The 22,836-nt window shown below is 56.2% G+C and carries 20 protein-coding genes; 15 read left to right on the top strand and 5 right to left on the bottom strand.

Annotated elements, in window-relative coordinates:
- Nucleotides 1-29: 29 nt before the first annotated feature.
- The 3 genes from H7846_RS00440 to H7846_RS00430 form a co-directional block, all read right to left on the bottom strand.
- Nucleotides 30-1,712: a tetratricopeptide repeat protein gene (locus tag H7846_RS00440; RefSeq protein ID WP_186694314.1), complete on the bottom strand. Its 1,683-nt coding sequence runs from the start codon at nt 1,710-1,712 to the stop codon at nt 30-32.
- Nucleotides 1,634-3,160: a DUF3857 domain-containing transglutaminase family protein gene (locus tag H7846_RS00435; RefSeq protein ID WP_186694312.1), complete on the bottom strand. Its 1,527-nt coding sequence runs from the start codon at nt 3,158-3,160 to the stop codon at nt 1,634-1,636. Before H7846_RS00435 ends, H7846_RS00440 begins: the two co-directional genes overlap by 79 nt.
- A 74-nt stretch (nt 3,161-3,234) precedes the next feature.
- Nucleotides 3,235-4,257 (bottom strand): substrate-binding domain-containing protein, encoded by a 1,023-nt coding sequence (locus tag H7846_RS00430; RefSeq protein WP_255460750.1) that lies wholly within the window; start codon nt 4,255-4,257, stop codon nt 3,235-3,237.
- 144 nt (nt 4,258-4,401) lie between these two features.
- Here H7846_RS00430 and mfd point away from each other — a divergent pair, with 144 nt between their 5' ends.
- Nucleotides 4,402-8,073: a transcription-repair coupling factor gene (gene mfd, locus H7846_RS00425; RefSeq protein WP_186694308.1), complete on the top strand. Its 3,672-nt coding sequence runs from the start codon at nt 4,402-4,404 to the stop codon at nt 8,071-8,073.
- A 42-nt stretch (nt 8,074-8,115) separates the two neighbouring features.
- Here the strand turns inward: mfd and H7846_RS00420 are convergent, their stop codons facing one another.
- Nucleotides 8,116-8,631, bottom strand: coding sequence for a carboxymuconolactone decarboxylase family protein (locus H7846_RS00420; protein WP_186694306.1), 516 nt, complete (start codon nt 8,629-8,631; stop codon nt 8,116-8,118).
- Nucleotides 8,632-8,792: 161 nt separating this feature from the next.
- Between H7846_RS00420 and H7846_RS00415 the strand changes: the two genes are divergently transcribed.
- Both H7846_RS00415 and H7846_RS00410 read left to right on the top strand, forming a co-directional pair.
- Entirely contained in the window at nt 8,793-9,674 is an 882-nt protein-coding gene (locus H7846_RS00415) for a sigma-70 family RNA polymerase sigma factor (protein ID WP_186694304.1), read from the top strand.
- Nucleotides 9,675-9,754: 80 nt separating this feature from the next.
- The gene (locus H7846_RS00410; protein WP_186694302.1) at nt 9,755-11,029 is read left to right on the top strand and encodes a D-tagatose-bisphosphate aldolase, class II, non-catalytic subunit; all 1,275 of its coding nucleotides are present in this window, start codon (nt 9,755-9,757) and stop codon (nt 11,027-11,029) included.
- 565 nt (nt 11,030-11,594) lie between these two features.
- Here H7846_RS00410 and H7846_RS00405 read toward each other — a convergent pair.
- Nucleotides 11,595-12,500: an isocitrate lyase/PEP mutase family protein gene (locus tag H7846_RS00405; protein ID WP_186694300.1), complete on the bottom strand. Its 906-nt coding sequence runs from the start codon at nt 12,498-12,500 to the stop codon at nt 11,595-11,597.
- Nucleotides 12,501-12,650: 150 nt separating this feature from the next.
- Here H7846_RS00405 and H7846_RS00400 point away from each other — a divergent pair, with 150 nt between their 5' ends.
- The 12 genes from H7846_RS00400 to H7846_RS00345 all read left to right on the top strand — a co-directional run bounded on the left by H7846_RS00400 (nt 12,651) and on the right by H7846_RS00345 (nt 22,835).
- On the top strand, nt 12,651-13,241 hold the full coding sequence (locus tag H7846_RS00400) for a DUF1349 domain-containing protein (protein ID WP_255460749.1): 591 nt from the start codon (nt 12,651-12,653) through the stop codon (nt 13,239-13,241).
- 175 nt (nt 13,242-13,416) lie between these two features.
- Nucleotides 13,417-13,728, top strand: coding sequence for a preprotein translocase subunit YajC (gene yajC / locus H7846_RS00395; protein WP_186694298.1), 312 nt, complete (start codon nt 13,417-13,419; stop codon nt 13,726-13,728).
- 81 nt (nt 13,729-13,809) lie between these two features.
- Nucleotides 13,810-15,417 (top strand): protein translocase subunit SecD, encoded by a 1,608-nt coding sequence (secD, locus tag H7846_RS00390; RefSeq protein WP_186694296.1) that lies wholly within the window; start codon nt 13,810-13,812, stop codon nt 15,415-15,417.
- Between the two features lie 102 nt (nt 15,418-15,519).
- A complete protein-coding gene (secF, locus tag H7846_RS00385; protein WP_186694294.1) occupies nt 15,520-16,482 on the top strand; it encodes a protein translocase subunit SecF in 963 nt (320 codons plus the stop codon).
- Between the two features lie 91 nt (nt 16,483-16,573).
- Nucleotides 16,574-17,308 (top strand): energy transducer TonB, encoded by a 735-nt coding sequence (locus H7846_RS00380; protein ID WP_186694292.1) that lies wholly within the window; start codon nt 16,574-16,576, stop codon nt 17,306-17,308.
- Nucleotides 17,309-17,437: 129 nt separating this feature from the next.
- Nucleotides 17,438-18,178, top strand: coding sequence for a MotA/TolQ/ExbB proton channel family protein (locus tag H7846_RS00375; protein ID WP_186694290.1), 741 nt, complete (start codon nt 17,438-17,440; stop codon nt 18,176-18,178).
- Between the two features lie 144 nt (nt 18,179-18,322).
- A complete protein-coding gene (locus H7846_RS00370; RefSeq protein WP_186694288.1) occupies nt 18,323-18,766 on the top strand; it encodes an ExbD/TolR family protein in 444 nt (147 codons plus the stop codon).
- 48 nt (nt 18,767-18,814) lie between these two features.
- Nucleotides 18,815-19,249, top strand: a complete 435-nt coding sequence (locus H7846_RS00365; protein WP_186694286.1) for an ExbD/TolR family protein — start codon at nt 18,815-18,817, stop codon at nt 19,247-19,249.
- A gap of 295 nt (nt 19,250-19,544) precedes the next feature.
- Nucleotides 19,545-20,366 carry a tetratricopeptide repeat protein gene (locus H7846_RS00360; RefSeq protein ID WP_186694284.1) on the top strand — a complete coding sequence of 274 codons (822 nt, stop codon included), beginning with the start codon at nt 19,545-19,547 and terminating at the stop codon, nt 20,364-20,366.
- 135 nt (nt 20,367-20,501) lie between these two features.
- Nucleotides 20,502-21,947 carry an acetyl-CoA carboxylase biotin carboxylase subunit gene (locus tag H7846_RS00355; protein WP_370561414.1) on the top strand — a complete coding sequence of 482 codons (1,446 nt, stop codon included), beginning with the start codon at nt 20,502-20,504 and terminating at the stop codon, nt 21,945-21,947.
- On the top strand, nt 21,944-22,438 hold the full coding sequence (locus tag H7846_RS18050; RefSeq protein WP_304487884.1) for a biotin/lipoyl-containing protein: 495 nt from the start codon (nt 21,944-21,946) through the stop codon (nt 22,436-22,438). Before H7846_RS00355 ends, H7846_RS18050 begins: the two co-directional genes overlap by 4 nt.
- Before the next feature lie 67 nt (nt 22,439-22,505).
- Nucleotides 22,506-22,835, top strand: a complete 330-nt coding sequence (locus tag H7846_RS00345; RefSeq protein WP_186694280.1) for a PadR family transcriptional regulator — start codon at nt 22,506-22,508, stop codon at nt 22,833-22,835.
- Nucleotide 22,836: the final 1 nt, after the last annotated feature.

The following is a 22,836-nucleotide window of genomic DNA, read 5'->3' as shown; positions in this document are numbered from 1 at the left end:
TGGAAGCGATTGAACGTGCCATGGCCGGGTTAGTGGCGATGAACAACCAGCTCGCAAACCGCGCCGTGGCAGTTCAATGTTCCCTTGAGAAGTAGCCGAGCTTCAGAGCCATTGGGAATCCAATGATTGAAGGTCGCCTTCCTTAACATTGCGTTACCTCCAGTGATGGCTGTAGCCTCTGGATCGCTTTGCTGCAGATCGCCGATCTTGTCTTGTTGGAGGACAAAGGTATATTCAACCATGCTGTTCCGTCCCTTCCAGGGGCCGAGCGGCATTGTCATAAGCTTCTGCAGGGCAACCGGCGGATTCTGGACCTGAGGAGCGATGCCTTGCTTTTTCAAAGCAGCGATATGTTCTTCGAGCTTACTTTTCTGTTCCTTCATCTGGACAGAGGGTTTTACCAGCGTCTCTGGAGGGAAGGTCCCCATCGCGATCTGATAGATGCCCATCGCTGCGGCTTTATGGCCCAGTTTTTCTTCGATCTCACCTAGATGAAGGCCGGATTCTCCCCCTTGTTGATTGTTCCAGGATGCTCGAACGTAATTCTCTCCTTCTTCAATCCTGCCTTCCCGGTAAAGAATCCAGCCGAGCGTGTCCCATGTTGCCACTAAAAGGGACTGCCTCATTTGTTGGCCTTTTGTTGAAGCACTCACTACCCAAGAGTTTGACTCCGTTGTAAGCGTATCTACGACGCCGCGGGTAGCTTTTTCTGCCGTTCCGAGCTCAACGTTTGCGAGAGCCAGCTCATAGGCAGCGTTGTTGATTGTGTTTTCGTCGCTGGATTTTGCCAGCAGGGGCAGAAGCGACTTGCTGCCTGTTGTTACGGCTCCTGTTCTCATCTGAGAAGTGGCCAGCTCTAACTGCAACTTCTCGTTTTCCGGTTCCGTCGCTATTTGCGCCTCCAATAACGGGAGCGCCTCATCATAATGGCCGAGGCTGTAGAAGATCTGTGCGGCCGCCTTCTTTTCGATTTCTGTTACATCTTTCATCTTCAAGATATGCCGCATCGTATCCGCTGCTTCTTCCTGCTTACCTCTCATACTTTGTAACGGCAATAGAGCACGGTAATACCAGATCGAATTCGGATCGATCTGCTGCACCTGGTTTAGAGTTTGTTCTGCAGCATTCATCTCTCCACGCTGAATCTGTTCGTAGGCCTGCCTGAGCAAATTTGCAGAGCGCGCGTTAACAGAGTCAGAAGTCGTGGAAGTCTTCTTATCGGTTTCCGTGCTGATGAGGCTGATGAAGGGTTCGCCGTCGGAGAAGCTGGCATCGCACCACTTCTTGTAGTCCTTCCAATTCGCTGCCGGAACGTCTTTGGTCAGGATTTGAATTTTTCGCTCTATGGTGAGCGTGTCTCCTTCGATTTTGTATGTCTTATCGAAGTTGGCGAACGAGGTCTTTTGATGGACAGCCGCTGGTAGATCCGCTCCCCATCCGGCAGGGAGTTTGATGGTTGTAAAAGATGTCTCCACTCTGGGTTCCCCAAGCTGGATAGGGAATTTTTTTGGAGGTTTTTTCTCATCGACCGTTGGTAGAAAGATCAGAGGAAACAGCGGTACGATCCTGTGATTTTCCCAATCGCCTGTCTTCTCTCGCTCGTAGTCATACGTGATCTTTATGGGATCGCTGGTTATTTCAGGGCGGGTTGCATCGGGATTGCTTGTCGTGCCACCGAAACCGTACCCCTGCGAAATTCTTTGAATTTCCATTGGCCGCGGGGAACCTGACGTAGAAGTGTACGCATGACGATCTCGTCGTCTCCACGGGTCACGTATTCCATCTGCGCCTTCATGGTGCCGTCTTTCGTCAGCGTTCCTTTCGCGGTGAAATTCGTAAAAGGCGTGAAGGGCAGGCCGGCAGGAGTTTTCTCCAGCTTTGACACGCCTGTTTCCGGGACAACCAGAGCTTGCTTATCTCGGATTACTTGCAGCAGCATCCGATATGGCGCAAGTTCCGATGTAGTATCCAGCCACACTGGAGATCCACCAATCGAAACAAAGGTAATCATGTGATTAAAAGCTGCGGGCGAGGGGACTTCTTCGTTCAGCCGAATTCCTGCGCCAATCAGGAATGCTTCAGGATGCAGTCCTGCTGCAGTCAGCATGGCAGCCAATAAAGTGTGTTTGTCTTTGCAATCGCCATATTGATTGCGTAACACTTCGCCTGCTGGGTGTGGCTGATAGCGCCCAATCCCGAAGGCCACGCCAATATAGCGAATCTGTGTGGCGACAAAGCTGTAGAGTGTTTGGGCTTTTTCGGTATCCGTTGATTTACCCGCAAGGAGTTCGGCTACCTTTGCCTTTACTGCCGCGTCGGGCACGACGCGATCGGCTTCAAGCCCCTGATACCAGTTACCTATGGCGTCCCAACTCTTGAAGGTGGTCCATGCGATATCTGGAAGTTCTCCGTTGGGGTCGATCTCCCGCTGAATGGCTTTGCCGTCTTTGCCAACCGTGGGTTCCGTATGCGATCCCGCCCAGCGGTAGATGATCTCATCCCCCGTCTCAGTCTTGGCTGGAGCATGCTCTGGGCTCCAGACTTTGACATAGATCGCTTTTGGAACATGGAGTTCGATGTTCTGACTTAGGATGACCGCCCAACTTCCAAAAGTGTCCTGCCCCCAGAAGTGATTGGCAATCTCCGGTTTGGAGTCAATGATGCGAACTTTGTACTCCAATCGATCGCCGAGACGGAGATTACGCACCGGAACCTGCTTCTCTTTCAAATCGCTATAGAAAGGAGCTTGACGTGTGACTTCCTGCGGCATCTCCTGGGCGTCTGTGGCGGGAGTCTCAACCAGGCTGTTATCAGGCTTCCTTACGCGAACGTAATCAATCTCAACGCGCTGGTTGTCGCCGGCGAATGGAAACGTCAGAACTCCATACTGACGCGCAGCGGCATCCGATTGAATCAGAACGACAGCGGTGGTCTCGCGTGTTCCGGTTCCATCTGCGGTGTATCGGTAGATCGAGTCCATCCGTTCCACGATGATCGACTCAGCCGAATAATCCGGCTTCGCGGCTGACGCCGATTCAGGAGGGACAGAAGAGGCTGTTTTATTGGGAAGTGCGGAGTCTGTATGTCGGGTCTCTTGACCGGAACTCGGAATGACGGACATCACCAGGGCAAAGGCAAGCAAAACAACAGTCGAACGCATATCTGTTACTGATACAGCACATGGCTATAAATTAGCTATCGAATTATTTTTGAAAGCCCATCCACCTTCAGTGGTTATGGCCCGGCTGCTTCTTTGCGGGTGAGGATCGTCTCTACGTTGCTTTTATCGACCAGGGCAACGCCGGTATCGACGAAAGCCGGGAAGGGAGAGAAGGGATCCAGCGCGTAGTCGCCCCCCATTTGCTTGACTGGGTCATGGTGTACCTGATCCAGTGCTTTGAGGCCGATCAGTGCCATCGTGTAAGGTTTCTGCGCGATGGTTGAATCGATCACTCCGTCTTTGATCAGTTGCAGGGTGGAATCATCTGTGTCCATCGCAACCAGCAGACGGCCGGGGTCGCCCTCAGCCTTTGCACGGCGTAGCGCCTCACCCACGCCACTTCCTGAAGAAGATTGCAGGCAGATCAATGCGTCGATCCTGTCCTTTCCCTTGAGGCCAAGATATTGCTGGGCCTTATCCATGGCGAGACCGGAATCTCCCTTCATATCGAAGATCTCGACGATCTTGATCTCGGGATAGCCGGAGAAGACGTCTTTATATCCCTTTAAACGTTCGTCGAGGTTTGGCTGGCCGGGCATGGTGAAGAAGACGACGTTACCTTTACCATTCAACTGGGCAGCTACGCGCTGTCCACCAAGTCTGCCAGCCTCGAGGTTATTGGTCCCGATGAAGTAGAGCCGTTTACTTGCCGGAGCGTCGGAGTCCATGGTGATGACGGGGATTCCTGCTGCAATTGCCTCGTCGATCTCCGGTCGAAGCAGGTCGAGATTGGTAACCGAGACCAGGATCCCGGCGGGCTTTCGCGCTACGACGGTGCGGAACTCCTGGACTTCGGCCTGTGGATCGAATCTAGAAGGGCCTCGCATCTCAGCCGAGACGCCATAGTCCGACGCCGCTTTCTGGAAGCCTTCATTCGCTGATTTCCAGTAAGGAAGGTCGACATTGACGGTGATGAGGTAATAATGTTCCTTCTTCGAGTGCCGGGTGCATCCCTCGAGCAGCGGAAGCACGCATACCAACGCAACAATGATGCCCTTGATCCACACGCTCATCTGGAAGACCTCCGCATGAGACATGCTGTCCGACTCTCGCACAACCCGATTCATCGGGCAGCGTCGCGAAACCGCGGCGCAGTGGATGATACGCCTGTTCCGGCGACTTTGGCAGACGGGATGGACAAAAATACTGCAACCGAAAGGTTCTTCTAAAATCAGAAGAGCATGGTTTTACCCTTTGTCCGTGAACTGCTTGCGGACCTGGAACACTCTGAAGCCTTTGAGCGTGTACGGCGTCACCTGAGCGTCGGATCGGGGCGTCGTCGTGTCTCTGGGCTGACGGCAACTGCCCGCGCACTCTATCTTCCTTACTTTATTCGTGCGGCGCAGGCTCCTGCGCTTGTCGTCGTCGCTGACAACAAGGCCGCCGAGGCTCTCCATGCCACGGTGCTGGCTGCCTGTGAGCTAACCGGAGCACTCGATCCGTCAGAGGTGTTGCGGCTTCCGGCGCATGATGTGTTGCCCTTTGAAAACCTCTCGCCGCACTCTGAGATTCAGGAGACGCGTGCAGCTGCGCTGTGGAAGATCTGCTCCGGCCATGCCCCTTGCCTGGTAATCGCTCCCATCGAGTCGGCCTGCATGCGTCTCTTTGGCCGCGATTACTATGCCGCGCTGGCCCTGCATCTCCGCGTCGGAGAAGAACACATTCCTGAGATGCTGCTGGAGCACCTGCTTTCAGTGGGCTACACACGCGTGGATGTGGTCGAGATGCCCGGGCAGGTGACGATTCGCGGCGGTATCGTCGATGTCTATCCTCCGGAGCAGGAGCGTCCGGTTCGCGTTGATTTCTTTGGCGATGAGATTGAGTCCATTCGGCGCTTCGATCCGGATACGCAGCGCTCCAGTGCTTCCTTGGAGCACGTCCTGTTACTTCCGCTTACAGAGACGCCGGTTACAGAAAAACTTCTCTCCGCGATCAACGCTCGTCTGACCCGCGCAGGAGCAGCCGGTGCAGCGCTCGAAGGTGGCGAAGAGCCTGTAGAGTTGCAGACCCACGTGGCCACGCGCACGGGAGAGGCCACCGTATTTCCCGGATGGGAATTCTTTGCGCCGGTTGCAGGAGCCAACAAAACCCTGCTCGACCTGATGGGAACGGCCACACGCGTCTTTGTCGAAGAGCCTGCAATGGTCAAGAACCAGGGTGAGCGCTGGTGGAACAAGGTCGAGCAGAGACACGATCGCTCTGGCATCGGCTCGTTGGTGCGTCCTGAGGACATCTATCTTTCGCCGTGGGACCTGGAAGATCGTTTACGCCGAACGACGGGATGCGATCTCGATCAACTCGGCGCAGTCGATGTCCTTGATGCGGAGCGCAACGAGCTCTCGGAGATTGAGTTCGCTACACGACCCACGCAGCGGTTTCATGGCTCCATTCCTGCACTGATTGAGGCAATCAACAACCTCATGCGACAGGAAGCGCGCATCCTGCTGGCCGCCGCCAACCAGGGCGAGGTCGAACGGATGGTTACGTTGTTGCAGGAGTACCAGGTCCCATACCGTCTGGGTTCGCGCGCGGACCAGCATGGTTCATCGACGGTTTACTCCGAGTCGAGCTATCTGGCAGGTGACCTGCGTACTCCCGTGATTGTGAAGACGCCGATCGCAGCGGGTGTGCAGATTCTCGATCTCGACAAAGCGACCGCGAAGCAGATCGTCTTCTTCGGTGCACAGGACCTTTCTGATGAGGTCGATGTCGCTCCGCGCACTGTGCGGCGCGGGCGCTCCAAGTCATCTGCGTTTATCTCCGATTTTCGCGACCTCAAAGTTGGCGATTACGTTGTTCACGTTGAGCACGGTATCGCCCGTTATATGGGGCTACGTGTCATCGAAGAAAATGATCAACCGCCGCTGGAGCTGATGATTCTGGAGTTTGCCGACGAGGCCAAGCTCTACGTTCCTCTTACGCGGCTTGACCTGATTCAGAAGTATCGCTCGACGGAGACCGGTCCTGCACCACAGCTTAATAAGTTGGGCTCGCAGAGCTGGCAGAAGACCAAGGCTCGGGTCAAGAAGGCGATGGCCGATATGACGGCCGAGCTGCTGAAGCTCTACGCGCAGCGCGAAGCCGCCCAGGGCACGCCTTTCTCGCCCGACAATAATATGCAGCGCGAGTTTGAGGACGCCTTTGACTTCAATGAGACCGACGATCAACTCAGTGCCATTGCGGACATCAAGACTGACATGGAGTCGACGCGTCCAATGGACCGTCTGCTGTGCGGAGACGTGGGTTACGGCAAAACCGAAGTCGCCATGCGAGCCGCATTCAAGGCTGTGCAGGACAGCAAACAGGTCGCGGTGCTGACGCCGACGACCGTCCTCAGCTTTCAACACTTCGAATCTTTCAAGCGCCGGTTCGCCAACTTTCCGGTCAATATCGAGATGATCTCCCGCTTCCGTACCGCGAAGGAGCAAAAGGAGATTCTCGAGAAAGTCGCAGACGGCAAGGTCGATGTCCTCATTGGTACGCATCGCCTTCTCTCAAAGGACCTGAAGTTTCAGGACCTCGGCTTACTAGTCGTCGACGAAGAGCAACGCTTCGGTGTGCGCCACAAGGAGCGGCTGAAGCAGATGCGGGCAGCGATTGACGTCTTGAGCATGTCGGCTACACCGATTCCTCGCACACTTCATATGTCGATGATCGGCTTGCGCGACATGAGTGTGATCGAAACGCCGCCGAAGGACCGTATGGCCATCCAGACCATTGTGGCGAAGTTCGATGACAAGCTCATCCGTACGGCTGTTGAGATGGAGCTGGAGCGCGGAGGGCAGGTTTACTTCGTGCACAATCGCGTCGAGTCGATCTACGACATCGCATCGAAGATTCGCGAACTGGTTCCGCAGGCACGCATCGTCATCGGTCATGGTCAGCTTCCCGAGGCTGAGCTGGAGCGCGTAATGCTCGCCTTCATGAACCACGAGTACGATGTGCTGGTCGCCACCTCTATCATCGAGAACGGCCTCGACATTCCGTTAGCGAACACGATCGTCATCAATCGCGCAGATCGTCATGGGCTCAGTGAGCTTTACCAGCTTCGTGGTCGCGTTGGCCGTTCCAATCGTCGCGCCTATGCGTATCTTCTGATTCCTCCTGAGAAGGAACTGACTGAGATTGCTCGCCGCCGTTTGGCTGCTCTTAAAGAGTTCTCGGACCTCGGAGCAGGCTTCAAGATCGCTGCGCTCGATCTCGAGCTACGTGGCGCGGGTAACATGCTGGGTGGCGAGCAGAGCGGACACATCGAGGCCATCGGGTTCGAGATGTACACCTCGATGCTCGAAGAGGCGGTGCGCAAGATCAAGGGTGAGGAGGAGATGCCCGCACACGCTACTACGGTGGTCAATCTGGGCGTGTCGGTTCGCATCGATGCCGACTATATTCCGGAAGAGAACCAGCGGCTGCGTATGTACAAGAAGATCGCTGGCGCAGAGACTCTGCAGGAGCTCGAAGAGATTCGGGCAGAGCTGAAGGACCGGTACGGCGCTCTGCCCGAATCGGTGGAGAACCTGCTTGGCGCTGGCGAGATTCGTCTGCACGCACAACTGCTCGGAATTGCGCAGATCGATCGCAAGCGCGCTCAGCTTGAGTTGAACAAGGTTAAGACCTTCGTCGAGATGCTGCACGTGAAGTTCGCCGAACGCGATGGCGAGGCGTCGAATGGAAATGCGGTCGATCCCGGAGTGTTGATGAAGCTGGTCAGCCGCAATACGAAGCGCGGAGCACAGTTCACTCCGCAGGGCGTTCTGCGTTGGCCTCTGACCAGTGCAAAGGCCGAAGATGTTCTCAGCGAGACGCGGGAACTTCTGGAGGCGCTGGATACGACCAGCACCCATGTCGGATAAAAAAGACAGGCCAGCGCGTCAGCTGCGCTGGCCATCAGAGGTTTATCGAGCCGCTAGTGCAGCAGCGTTCTCCTGCTGCCATTTTTTGGCTGCGTCAGATTTCAGCCACTCTCCCGCCACTTGACGAGTGATGATGTTGAGGCGATTCCACAGATTAATCATTCCGATGTGCAGCGTGAGAACGGAGAGAGCGCGATCGTCATAGTGCCGTGCAGCCTCACGCCAGATCTCGTCAGATACTGCTTCCGATTTATCGGCGATACGGGTGCCTTCTTCCGTCAGCGCAAGCGCAGCACGCTCTGCATCGGTAAAGTAGGGGGCGTCGCGCCAGGCGGAGATGGAGATAAGCCGTTCGTCGGTTTCACCTTCATTCCTGAGAGCGCGGGCGTGCATGTCCACGCAGACGCTGCAACCGTTGATCTGGCTGGCGCGCAGATGCACCATACCCAGGGTCTTGGATGGAACGCCAGTTTCTTTCTTGACCGCTGCGCCCAGTGCCATCAGGGATTGTGTGACTTCGGGCAGAAGCATGGTGATATTCGGGATTCGGGGTTGCATGGTTGTTCTCCTTCGCGTTGGTTCGGGTTCTTCCCGTCACCACCCTGACGAAGGGTTTCGGTGAAGTGTGACAGCAGAGAGAAATTTTCTTTTCGCGACTTGTCACATCCGTACAACTTTATTCGTTAATGGTTCAGGACAAGGCTAAGGAGTAGAAGACGATGGAACAGGAGTGGCTAGCGGGGCAATTTGAAGAGAACCGCGGGCATCTGCGGGCGGTGGCCTACAGGATGCTTGGCTCGGCGAGTGAGGCCGACGACGCGGTGCAGGAGGCATGGCTCCGGCTCAGCCGTTCGGATGCGAATGCGATTGAAAATCTTGGCGGATGGCTGACGACGGTTGTCTCTCGTGTATGTCTCGACATGCTGCGCTCTCGCAAGGCACGTCATGAGGAACCGATTGAGCCGGGCGTGCGGGAGCCGGTCGCGAAGCCTGATGCCGGTGGTGATCCCGAGCGGGAGGCCTTGCTGGCCGATTCGGTGGGGCTCGCTCTGATGGTCGTGCTTGATCGGCTCACGCCTGCTGAGCGACTCGCATTTGTGTTGCACGATCTGTTTGCTGTGCCCTTTGAGGAAATTGGAGGCATTCTGGATCGCTCTGCGATGGCGGTCCGGCAGCTTGCCAGCCGGGCACGGAGAAGGGTGCAGGGAGCTCCAGCGATCGATGAGACCGAGTTAAATCGTCAGCGCGATCTCGTTAGCCGTTTTTTGGCGGCGCTTCGTGCCGGAGATGTTGAAGGATTGGTTGCGGTACTTGATCCTGACTTTGTCCTTCGAGCTGACAAATTCGCTTCCTTCTCCGGAGGCACAATGGAGGTACATGGAGCTCGCACGTGGGCCCAGGAAGCAGTCACGCTGTTCAAGGGGGCGCGATTTGCCGCTCCAGCGCTGGTGGAAGGTGCGGTGGGAGTGGTGGTTGCTCCGCAGGGCCGCCTCTTCCGTGTGCTGAAGTTCGGCTTCTCCGGAGGAAAGATTGCCTCTATCGATGCCGTTGCAGAGCCCGGACAGATGGGCGAGATCGATCTCGGGCTTCTTCAGGGTTAGAAGAGAAATAGAAAGGAAAAGATATTATTCGTTATCATTGGTAACCAGCGCACGAAACTTCGTTTTGGCTGGTGATCTGAATGTCCGAACTCCTGAGGAATCTGCTTAAGAACCGGTCCGGGGAGGGAGCTTCCCGCGGAATCTACTCTGTTTGTTCCTCGCATCCCTGGGCGTTGCGCGCCGCTTTGCGACAGGCTGTCCAAGACGGTTCTCCGGTTCTGATCGAAGCAACTTCGAATCAGGTGAACCAGGAGGGTGGTTACACCGGGATGCGGCCCAAGGACTTCCGAGAGCTGGTTTTTAATCTCGCGAAGGAGGAGGGTGTCCCGGAGGCGCGCATCATTCTCGGGGGCGACCATCTGGGGCCGAATCCGTGGAGAAAGAAGCCCGCTACGGAGGCGATGGCTCTTGCCGAAGCGATGGTGCGTGAGTACGCCGCTGCAGGATTCACCAAGATTCACCTCGATGCGAGCATGGCCTGCACGGGAGATCCTGAGGCGCTTCCGGTAGAAACGGTTGCAGAGCGATCGGCCCAACTGTGTCTGGCAGCGGAAGAGGCTGCGGCTGCTGCGAAAGTTCATCCGGTCTATGTCATCGGGACCGAGGTCCCTACGCCGGGAGGAGCGACGGAGTCGATCTCCGGTGTTCACGCCACTGCTACCAGCGACGCGGAGCAGACATATGAGGTGCATCGCCGCGTCTTCGCGAAACACGGCCTGGAAGATGCATGGTCGCGTGTTGTTGCGATGGTGGTGCAGCCTGGGGTGGAGTTCAATCACGATTCCGTCTCGCACTACGACGCGGGCAAGGCACGGGAGCTGAGTGCATGGATCGACAGGCGTCGGCCCCTTGTTTTCGAGGCACACTCCACGGACTATCAACTGCCGGAGGCCTATCGCGAACTGGTTCGCGATGGATTCGCCATCCTGAAGGTTGGGCCTGCGGTCACCTTTGCGATGCGAGAGGCGATCTTCGCACTGACGCGGATTGAGGATGAATTGGTCCCCGACGGAAAGCGGTCCAATCTGCGCAATGTCGTCGAAAGGGTGATGCTGGCTTCTCCCAAAGACTGGGAGGGGCACTATCACGGAAGTCCTGAACAGCAGCGGATTTTGCGGACTTACAGCTATAGCGACCGGATTCGCTACTACTGGAACGTTCCGGAGATTTCACAGGCGGTTGAAGCGCTGATTCGGAATCTGAACTCGGTGGAGATTCCGGAGACGCTGATCAGTGCATACCTTCCTCTGGAGTACGAGGCTATCCGTGCTGGAGTACTGAAATCGGATCCGACGGAGATCGTTCTTTATGCCTCGCAACGAGTCCTCGTGCCGTATGCAGAGGCGTGTTTTTAGTTGTCTCTCCAAGAGGGTTACGCTCCCCCCCCATATTTTTGGTGCAAAGTATTCGAAATAGATAAGTTAGGTGCGTACTTCGGTTGATGGGAGTGAAACCGCAGATCCTTCGACTTCGTTCCCGTTGGTCACTTCGCTCAGGATGACACTTTCTCCGTGACGAACTTCAGGGGTGTCATATGAGATGAGTTAAATGCAGCGCCCGGCCAACTGGCCGGGCGCTGTTGTACTTCCTGATTTAAGAATAGCAGGATGTGTCAAATTTTTGCGGTGGAAGGCGGGTGAAAGGCGCGTGGGGATTGGGGATTTCGTGGTGCAGAGGTTTGTGGCGTGTTTACCGCATATGACACCCTGTCACTCCGTCCCTTCGGACTGCGCTTCGATCTCCCACCCCAACGAGCAAACTCGTTTTGAACCCGGGGCCTTCGGCAGAGCGGTCGCCGCTTTCGCGGCGGTTCTTACGCCATGGCTGAAGCCATGCCCTTAACAATGCGGTTCGCGCTAACGCGCGAATGCCCCACACATGCTGGGTTTATTCAGTCCCTAGCAAAATGATATCCAGCGATCAGCCCAACGGTTTTGCAGGCGGCGTGGAATCGGCCTCGGCGATGGCGAGTTCGGCGCGGTCCTTGCGGAAGAAGCTATTCAGTTCGTCGAAAGATGTGATGTGATCCAGCCCCGCCATGGTGTGCTCGCGGGCCATTCCGCGGGCGGCGGCGATAAAGCCGGTCCAGGCGGCGCGTGCCAGGGCAGAGCCTGTGCTGACGCGGCGGACGCCAAGCTGCTCAAGCTGGGGGAGTGAGAGCGGCGCGCTGGAGGTGACCAGCACATTGACGGGAAGAGGATTCGCGACTTTAACGATGGCCTCGATTTCGGGCCGAGTGCGGGCGCCAGGGGCGTAGAGCACGTCGGCTCCGGCGACGGCATAGGCCTCGAGGCGGCGGAGGGATTCCCGCAAGGGATCGGGGTGACCGGTCAGGAAGCACTCGGCGCGCGCGGTCAACAGGACTCCCGATTTGCCGATTGCCTCCTTAGCCGCACGGATGCGTTCGGTCGCCAAAGACAGGTCGTAGTGAGGGCGGTTCGGGTCGCCGGTGGCGTCTTCGATGGAAAGCCCGGCGACTCCGGTAGCGACGCAGAGACGGACGTTGGCGGCGACATCTTCGGGGGAGTGGGCGTAGCCGGACTCGAAGTCTGCATTCACGGGGAGGTCCACGGAGGTGACGATGGAGCGGATGTGTCCGAGCATGGCATCGCGGGGTACAGCCCAGTCTGCATCCGGAAGACCGTTGGACATGGCGAATCCGGAACTGGTCGTGGCCAATGCCTTGAACCCTAGCGAGCGAAGATAACGGGCCGTCCCGACATCCCAGGGATTGGGGATTATGAAAAATCCAGACTCGTGAAGACGGCGGAAGGAGGCCCGGAGGGCCGCGAAACGCTCAATGGAAGAAGATGACAAAGGAGTCATGGGCGACCTCTTGGCTATGGGAGTATGCTGCTCCCGGAAAGGACTCATTTAATAGAGGCGATAAGAGATACGGCAACCAATACTTCCTGCTCTCAGTAAAGAAGATCGGAGATTTTCTGGTGGCATAGACTAACTGCTGGAGGGATCATCTTGGCTCTCGAACTAAACGGGCAGACTATTCAACTTACCTGGGAACATGAGCCTGCTCAATGGAGCGAGTCGTCCGGTGTATTGACCGTGACGGTCCCCGCGGGCACAGACTATTGGAGAGTGACGCACAGTGGGGCGATTCGGGACAATGGGCCGTTTCGATATGTGGAACAGATCGGCGATTTTGAGGCGAAAGTCCGCATTGCAGGAACCTACCGCGAGCTCTACCATCATGCCGGCCTGATGATCCGGATCGATGAGAAGAACTGGATCAAGACAGGGATTGAGTTTGCGAACGGGCAGCAGAATGTCAGTGCGGTGGTGACGCGGGAAGCCTCGGATTGGTCGGTGATCCCGCAAGTGAATCGCCCGGGGTCGATCTGGCTGCGTCTTCAACGACATAAGGACACGGTGCAGATCGATTACTCGTTGGACGACGCAACGTGGACGATGGTGCGTCAGGCGTATTTTCCTCCGGAGGTTCCGGTCAGGATCGGCATGATGGCGGCAGCGCCGGGTAAGGAGGATTTTTCGGTAACGTTCGACCATTTCAGCGTTGGTCCGTTCCGTTCGCTGGGTGATGGAGAGTAGGGTTTCGGGGGGAATTTTGATTGAGGAACGGCCGGGGTTTTCTTGACACCGGGGTGCATGAGCAGCGATGCTTAGGGGCTAGGCATCAAAATTACAGCCTCAACCGCGGAGGGCTGCATTTTCGCGTCTTTTGAGCGCGGTGCCTGATGTCACCCAAGGGACGGAGTTTTTAAGAATGGTTGCAATGTGGTTGCAGAGCGCGACGAGCGGTCTGGGAAGTCTTGGCGGTCTAGCTCTGCCGATTCTGTTCTTTATCGTGCTGTATTTTTTGATGATCGTCCCAAACCAGCGGAAGCAAAAAAAATGGCAGGAGATGCTGGGAAAGATCAAGTCCGGAGACCGCGTGACCACGAATGGCGGAATCCGCGGCACGGTGCTGTCGGTTAAGGACGATTCGGTTATTCTTCGGGTGCAGCCTGATGGCGTGAAGCTGGAGTTTGTAAAGAGCGCGATCGCTGCCGTGACGACAGACGAATCGGCAGCTTAAAAGAAGAAACAAAGATTTGATAAGGAAATGGATGCGGCAGAAGCTGTAAGCGATCTTGCCGTATCGCTGTGAAGAGAGACAATGGGAAAGAATCTGGCCGGTAAAACGGCATTCATCGTTGCAGTGCTGTTGGTCTTCTGCTACGGCATTGTAGGAATCCCGAAGGGTGGTCTGAAGGAATCGATCACCCGGCGCATCAATCTGGGACTGGACCTCAAGGGTGGAACCCACCTGGTCCTCCAGGTTCATACGAATGAGGCCGTTGCTTCGGCTGTAGATCGCGACGCGGCCCGTTTGCAGACCGATCTGCAGGCAGCCGGCATCTCGGGGGTGACGGCTGCGCGGTCCGATTCGGCTCGTCCCCAGACGATCATCGTGACCGGGATTCCGACCGACAAGATCAGCGATGCCCGGACGATCTTCAACGGGTTGAACTACTCCTCGTATGACCTGGGAACGAATCCGGACGGCAGCCAGACGCTGACGATGAAACAGTCTGCCGCTACTGACCTGACCAACCGAACGGTAGAGACCTCCGTCGAGACGATCCGTGACCGTATCGACAAGCTGGGCGTAACCGAGCCGGTGATCCAGAAGTATGGTTTGGGCGATAACCAGATCCTGGTGGAGTTACCCGGTCTGGATGATCCGGCCCGCGTGGAAGAGGTGATCCAATCCACGGCCAAGCTGGAGATTCATGCGGTGGTGGGCGGTCCTTTTGCGAGTGACCAGGATGCTTTGCAGTCGAACGGCGGGATGATTCCTGCGGACGCAATTCTGGTACATGGTTCGTCCTCTGCAGGCGCGCCTGACCAGGTATGGCTGTTGAAGCGGGTGAGCGAGGTCGAGGGAACGGACTTCCGCGATGCCCAGCCATCGACGGACCAGAATGGCCGTCCGAACATTACGTTTACGCTGACAACGGAGGCAGGCAAGCGCTTCTACGCGTACACGAGTGCGCACTCGGCGACGAGCTCAAGCCCTGGTTCGATGGCGATTGTGTTGGATAACAAAGTTCGTGAGGTGGCCAGCATCAACTCGGCCATTAGCGACCGCGGCGAGATTGAGGGTGGATTTACTAAGCAGCAGGCGCAGGACCTTTCCCTGATGCTCCGCACCGGAGCTCTGCCTGCGTCGATCTCGTTCCTTGAGACACGAACCGTTGGACCAAGCCTGGGAGCGGCTTCGATCCGCCAGGGCATTGTTGCGGCAGTCGCCGGACTTCTGGCCGTGATGGTCTTCATGCTGATTTACTATCGCGGCGCCGGCATCAACGCCTGCCTCGCGCTGATTCTCAACCTCGTGATCCTGCTCGGGTTTATGGGATTTGCCGGGTCGGTGCTGACGCTGCCGGGAATTGCCGGTGTGATTTTGACGATCGGTATGGGCGTGGACTCGAACGTGCTGATCTTCGAACGTATCCGCGAAGAGCTACGCGCGGGTAAGTCGGCTGCGATTGCGGTGCAGCAGGGATTCGCTCACGCCTGGGTTACGATTATCGACACGCACGTTACGACTATCGTTTCGGCCTTGATCCTGTTCCTCTTCGGCACGGGCCCCGTTCGCGGGTTTGCGGTGACGCTGGCGTTCGGTCTGTTGGCGAACCTGTTTACAGCGGTGTATGTCTCGCGCGTGATCTTCGACTCCCACCTGAAGGGTAAGGAGCGCGGAGCGGTGATCTCGATTTAGGCAGCTTTGGATGGAAGAGGCTGAGGTGGAGAAGCAGATTCCTACACCCCGCTTCACTCCGGCCGGAATGACAGGTTTTTGGAAGTAATAAGGAAAAGCAACGTGGAATTATTTCGCAATACGAATATCGACTGGCTGGGGAAGAAGTGGTATTTCCTTGGGTTTTCTCTGATCTTTTCTATTGTCGGGGTGCTGAGCATCCTGTTCTGGCATGGAATTCCCAAGGGGGTAGACTTCACGGGCGGCACACAGATTCGCGTGTCCTTCGACAAGACGCCGGATGAGAACCACATCCGCGCGGCGATGGATAAGGGTGGAGTGCACAATGCAACTATCCAACGCGTCAGCGATCCTAGCGGCCATGCGGCGAACAAGGTCATCATCTCGTTGCCGATCTCTTCGGCGACCGACCAGGCCCACGATGCGGGGCGTCAGGCTGTCGAGGGCGCGCTGGCAAAGGACTACCACGACTCGAAGGCGACCGTGGAGCAGGTTGAGATCGTCGGGCCCACGGCGGGTAAGCAGTTGCAGAAGCAGGCCTTGCTGGCCACACTCTACTCGTTGATCGGGATGCTGATCTACCTGTGGTTCAGGTTTGAGCTGATCTATGGTGTGGCGGCGGTCATTGCGGTCTTCCACGACACGTTGATTACGGTGGGCGCCTTCAGTCTGACGAACAAGGAGATCACTCTGACAGTGATCGCGGCTCTCCTGACGCTGATCGGTTATTCAATGAACGACACGATCGTGATCTTCGATCGGATTCGCGAGAATCTGGCAACATCTCGCCGGGAGTCGCTGGGTGATGTTGTGAATAAGTCAATCAATCAAACCCTGAGCCGAACGGTGCTGACATCGGGGCTGACATTCCTTACGGTTTTGAGTCTGTATCTGTTCGGCGGCGAAGTCCTTCATGGGTTTTCTTTTGCCCTGGTGGTAGGAATCCTGATCGGAACTTACTCGTCGATCGCGGTGGCATCACCGATGCTGGTGGCTTACCAGGAGTGGCGGACGAAGCATGGCAAGGGCGCGACGCTCCCCACGGGCCGGCGCGTAAAGGCTTAAGAATTTTTTCCTGAAAGAAGTCTTTAAATCGGGAACAAACGGAAAAGCTGTGGTGTCTATAGACAAATAGCTCTTCCTCGCGAGGCTGGATATGTTTGAAGACGCATTGATGGAATCCGGTGGCAGGATCAAGACCAAGTCCAAGTATTGGATGATCGCAACCTTTGCTTTTAATGGAGCGATCCTTGGAACGCTGATCCTGATCCCGCTGCTGTATCCCGAGGCGCTGCCGAAGACGGCGATGACCGCCATGCTTACGGCTCCGCCCCCACCCCCGCCCCCTCCGCCCCCACCCCCTCCGCAGCAGATTGTTAAGCCAATCAAGATGGTTTCGGAGATCGACCAGGGCCTGCATGCTCCAACCAAGATTCCGAAGGACATCAAGATGTTGAAGGAAGAGGCTGCGCCTCCTCCGACGATGGCCGGTGTTGCCGGTATGAGCGGTATGGGATCCGGTTCTGGTGTTCCTGGCGGAGTAATGGGTGGAATCGGAACGGCTCCTGTTCCCGTCGTCAAGGCGGTTGAGAAGCCCAAGGGCCCGGTTCGCGTTTCGAGCGGTGTTGTTGCCGGTATGGCAATCTCTCAGCCGAAGCCGATCTACCCCCCGATTGCAAAGGCCGCTCACGTTTCAGGCGCCGTGGTGCTTCATGCGGTGATCTCGAAGGCGGGAACGATCCAGAACCTTCAGGTGATCAGCGGTCCTGAGATGTTGCGGGCTGCCGCTCTCGATGCCGTTCGGAACTGGAGATACAAGCCCTACGTTCTGAATGGGGAGCCCACTGAGGTGGAAACCACGATTACCGTCAACTTCAACTTTGGCGGCTAGGTTCTTTCATGCGGGCCGCCTGCGGTTTGGGCGGTTCGAGACGACAATGTTTTCCTCGTGAACACCTCATCAGAGGAGTTTTCGAGCGTGCAGTACGAAGGTTAGAGTTCCAACCAGGAGGAATATTCTGTGATTCTCGCTCATCTCACAAATCTGGCTCATGTGCCCACCTCGCTTGCCCTCTTCTTCCAAGAGCAGCAGGTAGGATTCAGCCCTCTGCAGCTCTGGGGCAACATGGGTAATCTGGCCCGCGCGGTCGTCATCATTCTCTTCATCATGTCGATCTGGTCGCTGGCTGTCATCATCGATCGTGCGCTGTACTTTTCGGCCGCCCGCAAGCAGTCCCGCGAGTTTGCGCCGAAGGTTGCCGGCGCACTGAAGGATGGGCGTCTGGATGAGGCGATCAAGGTTGCCGATCGCTCCAAGAAATCGCACCTCGCCGAGGTGGTCACCGCCGGTCTGCAAGAGTTTCGCAGCTTCGGTTCGGGCGGAGCAATCACCGACGAGCAGATCGAGAGCTCCAAGCGTGCACTCGAGCGTTCTGAGGCGATCGTTCATGCGAAGCTGAAGCGCGGTTTGGGTGGTCTGGCGACCATCGGTTCGACGGCCCCCTTTATCGGACTGTTCGGAACCGTCGTCGGTATCTTAAACGCCTTCCAGCAGATCGCTACGCAGAAGACCTCTGGTATCGGAGCGGTTGCCGGCGGTATTTCGGAAGCTCTCGTAACGACCGCTTTCGGTCTGCTCGTCGCCATCCCGGCTGTTATGACCTTCAACTACTTCACCGGCAAGGTCGAGGCCTTTGACGTGGAGATGGACAACAGCTCCTCTGAGCTGGTGGACTACTTCATCAAGCAGAGCCACCGGTAAACACTGAGATACCCTGCGAGAACGACACAGCTCGAAAGTTTCCCTGGATACTGAATGTATCCAGGGAAACCAAGAGAAAAGGTTGTTCCGCTGGTTTGATCGCTGAAGCAGGAACGCGGCGAATCCGGACGGAGTATAGAAGCTATGGCGATGGCAACGCGAAACGAGGGGAGCAAGGTAAACTCCAACATTAACGTCACCCCGATGGTGGACGTGATGCTGGTGCTGCTGATCATCTTTATGGTGATCACTCCCATGCTGAACAACAAGGTGAACGTCGATCTTCCCAAGACCGATTCGGCCGTGGTGATGGAAGATGCCAACAAGGAAGATGCTGTAACGATCGCAGTGACCCGCGATGGCCATATTTTCCTCGGCGGTGATCAGGTCACCGTCGATGATTTGGGACCGAAGATCTCGGCGAAGCTCGAAAACAAGACTCAAAAAGAGGTCTACATGCGGGCCGACGCACGTGCCAATTACGGCAAGGTGATGGATGCTGTGGATGGCATCCGCTCTGCGGGAGTATCCCAGCTAGGGCTGCTGACTGAAAAGCGTGAAGAGACTGTCAGTACGACAGGAAATTAAAGGTTTGATGCCTGGAATCTCCAGGATGAAGTATCAGGAGAGTTTGTTATGGGAATGTCAGCTGGAAGTTCAGGCGGAGCAGTCTCCGAGATTAACGTCACCCCGCTGATCGACGTGCTGCTGGTGCTACTGATCATCTTCATGGTTATCGTTCCGGTGACCCCGAAGGGACTAGATACGCTCGTGCCGCAGCCTCCGAAGAATAAGACCCAAGATCAGCCGAATGATCGGACGATCGTGGTTCAGGTCCTGTCGAATGGCGCTGGTGCTCCTTCGTACAAGATCAATGAGACATCCTTCAACAAACAGGATATCGAACCGAAGCTCGTCGAGATCTTCTCGGCCCGCCAGGAAAAGGTCATGTTTGTGAAGGGCGATAAGGACCTAGACTTCAGCAAGATTGCCGAAGTGATTGACTATGGCCATCAGGCTGGAGTAGACAATATCGGTCTGATTACTCCGCGAGTCGAAGCAGGACAGTAAATAGTCAGGTCTCGCGCCAGTTTTGTTCGGGCGGTCCGGCTATAAAAGCGGCCGCCCGATTCGTTTGCATTTTCGGTGGAGAAGAGATTTACTTTTTCCTGAGTGCCCCCGTTGAGTTTGCGCTTCAGGTTTGGTACTGAGAATATTCGAAAGAATCGTCGGAATAGGGCATCCGCCTCTAGTCACAGATAGCGGTATACCTTTACAATCAACCGGCAAGCATTAATCTCGTTTGTTTTATCATTTTTACCGTCCACAGACGACACGCGCCCATTTGAAGGAGATATCACGTCCCATGAAATTGACCGCACGGATTCCGGTTACGGCTGCTTTGCTGGCGCTGATGCTTGGTTCTGTAACCGGGTGCAACCGCTTGAAGTCACGCGACCAGCTGGTAAAAGGTGTACAGGCATTCAAAAATGCGCGCTATGAAGAAGCGGTGAATCATTTCCAGAACGCAATCAGCCTGGATCCCACTTCCGCGGATGCAAAACTTTATCTGGCAACTGCCTACTCCTACCAGGTCGTTCCGAACCTGGATACTCCGGAGAATCTTGCCCTTGCGGATAAGGCGCTCAAAGGATTTCAAGAGGTTCTGGCCAACAACCCGAACGACATAACAGCGCTCAAGCAGATCGCCTCCATCAACTTCAACACCAAGAAGTTTGAGCCGGCGAAGGAATACCAGAAGAAGGTCATCGCTCTGGATCCTAAAGATGCTGAAGCTTATTACACCGTTGGTGTCGTGGACTGGATGCAGGCCTATCAGAACGTTCGTACCGTGCTTGCTGGTGAGGGGATGACCGACGATGGCAACGGCAACGTAAAGAAGAGCAAAGCTGCCTGCCAGAAGCTGCAGGATAGCAATACGGCTTTGGTTGCCGAAGGGCTTGAGTATCTCAACAAGGCCGTCGAATTGAATCCGACCTACGACGATGCTATGTCCTACCTGAATCTCTCCTATCGTCAGAAGGCGAACCTTGAGTGTGGCAACGACAGCGCCCGCAAGGATGATTTGGCGAAGGCCGACGACTGGAGCCAGAAGGCCATGGGCGCTCGCAAGGAGAACGAGAAGAAGAAGGAAGAGAAGACGCAGGGTGGCGTTACTCTCCAGTAGTCTTATCGTTTCGAAATGAAAAAGGCCCTTCGCGGGGCCTTTTTCGTTGCCATAGATTCGATTGCTCAATCTCGCTACAATGCCCGCATGAAAAAGGTGCTGATTGCCAATCGTGGTGAAATTGCGCTGCGCGTGATGCGGAGCTGTTGTGAGATGGGATTGGCGACGGTAGCCGTCTACTCCGATGTGGACCGGGCGGCACTCCATGTGACTTATGCCGATGAAGCCTATCGTCTTGGGCCAGCTCCTGCAGCGGAGAGTTATCTGCGCGGCGACCGAATCCTCGAGATTGCTAAGAAGGTCGGGGCGGATGCAATCCACCCTGGTTATGGGTTCCTCTCGGAGAATGCATCGTTTGCGGAGGCCTGTGAGTCAGCGGGGATCACATTCATTGGGCCTCCCGCCAGTGCGATGCGTGCGCTTGGCTCGAAGACCAAAGCGCGTCAGGCGGCGGATGCTGCTCGGATGCCGCGCGTTCCTGGCAGTGTGACTGGTTTAGCCAATGTAGAAGAAGCGTTACAGGTTGCGGCAGAGATTGGTTATCCGGTTATGCTGAAGGCGGCCGCCGGGGGCGGGGGGAAAGGAATGCGCGCAGTCACTTCTGCCGCGGATCTTCCTTCAGCATATGCAACTGCTTCCAGTGAGGCCGAACGTAGCTTCGGTTCGGGCGAGGTCTATCTCGAAAAGTTGATCGAGCGACCTCGCCATATCGAGATCCAGGTAATGGCCGACCAGCACGGTAATTGTCTGTATCTGGGTGAGCGTGAGTGCTCGGTGCAGCGGCGCCATCAGAAGGTCATCGAAGAGGCTCCCTCGGCCGTTGTGGGTGAGGACCTGCGCAGGAGGATGGGCGAAGCGGCGGTTCGACTCGCTCGCACGGCGGGATATGTGAGCGCAGGCACGGTGGAGTTCCTGGTCGATGCCGAGCAGAACTTCTATTTCCTCGAGATGAATACGCGCCTTCAGGTGGAGCATCCGGTCACGGAGATGGTCACCGGGCTCGATCTCGTCCAGATGCAGCTTCGTGTAGCGATGGGTGAACCGCTCGACCTGCGGCAGGAGGACATTCATCTTCGCGGCCATGCGATCGAATGCCGGCTCTATGCAGAGGATCCAGAGAACAACTTTCTTCCCTCGCCGGGGCGGATCACGCGTCTCTTGCAGCCTTCAGGTCCGGGGATTCGCGAAGACTGTGGTGTATATGAAGGATGGAACGTTCCTCTGGATTACGATCCGATGCTCTCGAAGCTGATCAGCTATGGGGCTACGCGCGAGGTTGCGATTAGGCGAATGCTTCGTGCGCTTGATGAGTACGTCGTCGGGGGGATTCGAACGAACATTGCGTTTTTCCAGCGCATCCTGCTTGACGAAGACTTCCGTGCGGCGCGTATCGATACTAGTTACCTAGAACGCCTTTTGGCCTCTGCCCCTGTCTCGGAGGGAGCGGCTGTGCCTGAAGAGGTCGTTGTACTTGCAGCAGCGCTGTTTGCTGCACAACAGCGTGAGGTCTCTGTTCCGACCGCTGGGGCAGCGGAGAGCCGTTGGATTACTGCAGGCCGATGCGAAGGGGTACGTGCATGACTCTTTGGCTTGAGATTGAGGGGCGTCAAAAGCGTATTGATCTTCCTGCACAGCTCCCGAATCAAGGTTCGATCTCGTGCACGCTGGATGGAAAACCTATCAATGCGGATGTTTGTGCGGTTCGTCCAGGAGTGCTCTCGCTGGCGATCGAAGGGAAACAGTATCGATGCGTCCTCGACGGGGATGCTGTAATCGTTGCAGGCCGCCGAATAGAGTTCGCAGTGAACGATCCGCGGTCGTTGCGAAGCCGCCGCAATAGGAATGAAGGAGCTATGGGAGTGCGCTCTGTAAAGGCTCCTATGCCTGGGCGTGTTGTTCGCGTGCTCGTCAAAGAGGGAGACGAGGTTACCGAGCAGCAGGGCATCATCGTAATTGAAGCCATGAAGATGCAGAACGAGCTGAAGTCTCCCAAGGAAGGTCGCGTTGTGAAGGTCGCAGCCTTAGCGGATACGACGGTCAATGCGGGAGAAGTTCTCGTCATCATCGAGTAGGCTAAAGTTCCCCTTGACATTCGACAGGAGGCAAGAGCATTCTTGTCGATCATCAAGGGGAGTCATCATGCCGCCGTCTTCTGATCTTCTGCAAGGCACGCTTGATCTGCTGATTCTTCGATCTCTTGCTCTGGAACCGATGCATGGATGGGGAATTGCGCAACGCATCCAGCAGATTTCGCGAGATGTGCTGCAGATTGGTCAGGGGTCGCTTTATCCAGCGCTGCATCGACTGGAGTACAGGGGTTGGATTCAGGCGGAGTGGGGAGAGTCCGAGAATAATCGTCGCGCTAAGTTCTATTCGCTCACCAAGTCAGGCAAGAAGCAGCTTGAGGCGGAACTGGAAAACTGGGAGCGTCTCTCCTCGGCCATCGCCCTGGTTCTGAAGGGAGCCTGAC

Source organism: Edaphobacter sp. 4G125, from assembly GCF_014274685.1.
GTDB lineage: Bacteria > Acidobacteriota > Terriglobia > Terriglobales > Acidobacteriaceae > Edaphobacter.
The sequence above is the reverse complement of the archived record's forward strand: the minus strand, read 5'-3'. Positions and strand labels throughout refer to the sequence as shown.

What these genes read in the sequence shown, in the direction of transcription:
- yajC (WP_186694298.1), top strand. Translation starts at nt 13,417, where the DNA reads ATGGTTGCAATGTGGTTGCAGAGCGCGACGAGCGGTCTGGGAAGTCTT.
- H7846_RS00345 (WP_186694280.1), top strand. Translation starts at nt 22,506, where the DNA reads ATGCCGCCGTCTTCTGATCTTCTGCAAGGCACGCTTGATCTGCTGATT.
- secD (WP_186694296.1), top strand. Translation starts at nt 13,810, where the DNA reads ATGGGAAAGAATCTGGCCGGTAAAACGGCATTCATCGTTGCAGTGCTG.
- H7846_RS00410 (WP_186694302.1), top strand. Translation starts at nt 9,755, where the DNA reads ATGTCCGAACTCCTGAGGAATCTGCTTAAGAACCGGTCCGGGGAGGGA.
- H7846_RS00405 (WP_186694300.1), bottom strand. Translation starts at nt 12,500, where the DNA reads ATGACTCCTTTGTCATCTTCTTCCATTGAGCGTTTCGCGGCCCTCCGG.
- H7846_RS00430 (WP_255460750.1), bottom strand. Translation starts at nt 4,257, where the DNA reads ATGTCTCATGCGGAGGTCTTCCAGATGAGCGTGTGGATCAAGGGCATC.
- mfd (WP_186694308.1), top strand. Translation starts at nt 4,402, where the DNA reads ATGGTTTTACCCTTTGTCCGTGAACTGCTTGCGGACCTGGAACACTCT.
- H7846_RS00420 (WP_186694306.1), bottom strand. Translation starts at nt 8,631, where the DNA reads ATGCAACCCCGAATCCCGAATATCACCATGCTTCTGCCCGAAGTCACA.
- H7846_RS00370 (WP_186694288.1), top strand. Translation starts at nt 18,323, where the DNA reads ATGGCGATGGCAACGCGAAACGAGGGGAGCAAGGTAAACTCCAACATT.
- H7846_RS00360 (WP_186694284.1), top strand. Translation starts at nt 19,545, where the DNA reads ATGAAATTGACCGCACGGATTCCGGTTACGGCTGCTTTGCTGGCGCTG.
- H7846_RS00440 (WP_186694314.1), bottom strand. Translation starts at nt 1,712, where the DNA reads ATGGAAATTCAAAGAATTTCGCAGGGGTACGGTTTCGGTGGCACGACA.
- H7846_RS00355 (WP_370561414.1), top strand. Translation starts at nt 20,502, where the DNA reads ATGCGGAGCTGTTGTGAGATGGGATTGGCGACGGTAGCCGTCTACTCC.
- H7846_RS00435 (WP_186694312.1), bottom strand. Translation starts at nt 3,160, where the DNA reads ATGCGTTCGACTGTTGTTTTGCTTGCCTTTGCCCTGGTGATGTCCGTC.
- H7846_RS00380 (WP_186694292.1), top strand. Translation starts at nt 16,574, where the DNA reads ATGTTTGAAGACGCATTGATGGAATCCGGTGGCAGGATCAAGACCAAG.
- H7846_RS00415 (WP_186694304.1), top strand. Translation starts at nt 8,793, where the DNA reads ATGGAACAGGAGTGGCTAGCGGGGCAATTTGAAGAGAACCGCGGGCAT.
- H7846_RS00365 (WP_186694286.1), top strand. Translation starts at nt 18,815, where the DNA reads ATGGGAATGTCAGCTGGAAGTTCAGGCGGAGCAGTCTCCGAGATTAAC.
- H7846_RS18050 (WP_304487884.1), top strand. Translation starts at nt 21,944, where the DNA reads ATGACTCTTTGGCTTGAGATTGAGGGGCGTCAAAAGCGTATTGATCTT.